Annotated in this window: 4 protein-coding genes; all 4 read right to left on the bottom strand. The window is 71.9% G+C overall.

Annotation, left to right across the window (positions count from 1 at the left end):
- Positions 1–705, bottom strand: a 705-nt coding sequence (locus DZF91_RS25035) for a flavoprotein (protein ID WP_328589208.1), incomplete at its 3' end; no start/stop codon positions are given.
- A gap of 44 nt (positions 706–749) precedes the next feature.
- Positions 750–1,004, bottom strand: coding sequence for a DNA-directed RNA polymerase subunit omega (rpoZ, locus tag DZF91_RS25030; protein ID WP_117359693.1), 255 nt, complete (start codon positions 1,002–1,004; stop codon positions 750–752).
- A gap of 78 nt (positions 1,005–1,082) precedes the next feature.
- The gene (gmk, locus tag DZF91_RS25025) at positions 1,083–1,676 is read right to left on the bottom strand and encodes a guanylate kinase (protein ID WP_117359692.1); all 594 of its coding nucleotides are present in this window, start codon (positions 1,674–1,676) and stop codon (positions 1,083–1,085) included.
- Positions 1,677–1,770: 94 nt separating this feature from the next.
- Positions 1,771–2,097: an integration host factor, actinobacterial type gene (mihF, locus tag DZF91_RS25020; RefSeq protein WP_026411631.1), complete on the bottom strand. Its 327-nt coding sequence runs from the start codon at positions 2,095–2,097 to the stop codon at positions 1,771–1,773.
- Between the last annotated feature and the right edge of the window lie 409 nt (positions 2,098–2,506).

Genomic DNA, 2,506 nt, shown 5'->3' with positions numbered 1-2,506 from the left:
GGCGACCGTCCCGCCCGCCGGACCGCCGGTCCCGTCGGCGGGACAGGCCGCCGCGACGCCCGAGCCGGTCTCGGGGCCGCCGGAGTCGGCGACCGTACCGGTCGGGCCCGGCGCCGCATTGGCGGCGGCGGTGCCGGTGGTGGTGGCCCGGGCCTTCTGCCAGCGGGCGAGGACGTGCCGGGCGACGTCGAAGAGCTCGGACGGCTCGGGAAGCCGGCCGCGGCCGGTGTCCTTGCCGGTGAGACGGCCGGACGCCGGGTCCAGGACGATCGCGCCGCGCTCGCGGAGCGTCGCCACGTTCGCCTGGGTGGCGGGGTGCTCCCACATCTCGGTGTGCATCGCGGGCGCGAACACCACCGGGCAGTGCGCGGTGAGCAGGGTGTTGGTGAGCAGGTCGTCGGCCAGCCCGTGCGCCGCGCGGGCGAGCAGGTCCGCGGTGGCCGGGGCGACGAACACCAGGTCGGCGGTCTGCCCGATGCGCACGTGCGGAACGCCGGAAACCCCGTCCCACACACGGGTGGAGACGGGGTTGCCGGACAGGGCGGCCCAGGTGGGCTCGCCCACGAAGCGCAGGGCGTCCTCGGTCGGCACGACGGTGACGTCGTGGCCGGACTCGGTGAGCCGTCGCAGCAGCTCGCACACCTTGTACGCGGCGATCCCGGCGGCGACGCCGAGCACCACGCGGGGCTTGTCGGGGGCTGTCATACGGGCGACTCTAGGACGCGGCGGTCCGCGGGCCGGACGCCGGGTCAGCCCTCGACGGGCTCGGCCTTGAGCAGGCCCTCGCGGACCTCGCGGAGCGCGATCGAGAGCGGCTTCTCCTGAACCTGGGTCTCGACGAGCGGGCCGACGTACTCGAGCAGGCCCTCGCCCAGCTGGGCGTAGTAGGCGTTGATCTGCCGGGCACGCTTGGCCGCGATGCTCACGAGACCGTACTTGGTGTCGACGACCTCGAGCAGGTCGTCGACGGACGGGTTGGTGATGCCGTCGTTGCTGGCTGCCACGCGGTGGCCCTCCACTAGATGACCGTCGTCGCGGTCGGACCGCCCCGGTGCGGGGCGGCGCGGGCGCGGCGCGGATGCTTACTGACGAACAGCCATCAAGACTAGCAGCTCGTGCACGACATCCTGCACGGACGTGTTGACCAGCGTGACGTCGAACTCCTTCTCGGCCGCGAGTTCCACCCTGGCGGCGGCGAGCCGGCGTTCGATGACGTCCGGCGGCTCGGTCCCGCGGCCGGTGAGGCGCCGGACCAGCTCGTCCCACGAGGGCGGGGCGAGGAAGACCAGCCGGGCCGCCGGCATCGTCCGCCGGACCTGCCGTGCCCCCTGGAGATCGATCTCCAGGAGGACGGCCTCACCGCGGGCGAGACGCTCCTCGACGGGGCGGCGCGGGGTCCCGTAGCGGTTGCCCGCGAACTCCGCCCACTCGAGGAGCTCGCCCTCGGCGACGAGCCGGTCGAAACCGGCGTCGTCGACGAAGTGGTACTGCAGGCCGTCGATCTCACCCGGTCGGGGGGACCGGGTGGTCACCGAGACCGACAGCCACACCTCGGGGTGGGCACGCCGGATCTCGGCGACGACCGTGCTCTTGCCGACGCCCGACGGCCCGGAGAGGACCGTGAGGCGACGGGCGAGCCGACCATGCTTCAGCTGGGAGCCGTCCGGCGCGGTCATGGGCGCACCGGAGCTGAGCGAGGTGGAGCCGGAACCGGGCAGGCCCGGGCCGGCCGCGACGGCAGCACCGTCGCGCCCGCTCGCGGATCGGGGGTCAGCGGTTTCCACCGCCGCCGAACTCACGCTCCAGGGAGGCGCGCTGGTTGGCGCCGAGGCCCCGCACACGGCGGGACTCGGCGATGCCCAGACGCTCCATGATCTGCTTCGCACGGACCTTGCCCACACCGGGCAGGGATTCCAGGAGAGCCGACACCTTCATCTTTCCGATGACGTCGTCGGACTGACCCTCCTTGAGAACCTCGGCGAGCGAGGTCCCCCCGTGCTTCAGCCGGTTCTTAACCTCGGCACGCTCCTTGCGGGCCTTGGCAGCCTTCTCCAGGGCTGCGGCGCGCTGTTCGGGGGTTAGGGGCGGAAGAGCCACGCCGGGTCACCTCAGGTTTCCACTCGACGGAGTCGGACGGGACGGGAAACTAGCGAGTTCACGGCCCATAAGGCAACGTGAAGTGCCGTTTTACCCGCCACAAAATCACGAAAATCACTCCTTGGAGTGTCCTGAATACAGAGTGTACCCAACTCGACCCGCTCGGGGGCCCCGACCCCCGCCACCTGGACACTTACCCAAGATCGCAACTTTCCCCCCATAAACCCCCGAAACCCGTCACTCATCACCCCCACCAAAGATGATCTTGGTCACGTTTTCGGGCCTCCCCGCGCCTCTCCCCGTCCCGCCGCCGCGCACTCGCGGACGGCCCGCGGTGTGTCGCGAAACACTCCCCCCGGCGTGTCGCCGACACCACCGAAACGCGCCCCCGGCGGCCGGGTGGCCGCCG

The sequence above is a fragment of the Actinomadura logoneensis genome, from assembly GCF_003428695.1.
GTDB lineage: Bacteria > Actinomycetota > Actinomycetes > Streptosporangiales > Streptosporangiaceae > Spirillospora > Spirillospora logoneensis.
This window is presented reverse-complemented; position numbering and strand designations above follow the sequence as displayed.

Excerpts from the sequence above, each read along its gene's own strand:
- gmk (WP_117359692.1), bottom strand. The coding sequence starts at position 1,676 with ATGACCGCGCCGGACGGCTCCCAGCTGAAGCATGGTCGGCTCGCCCGT.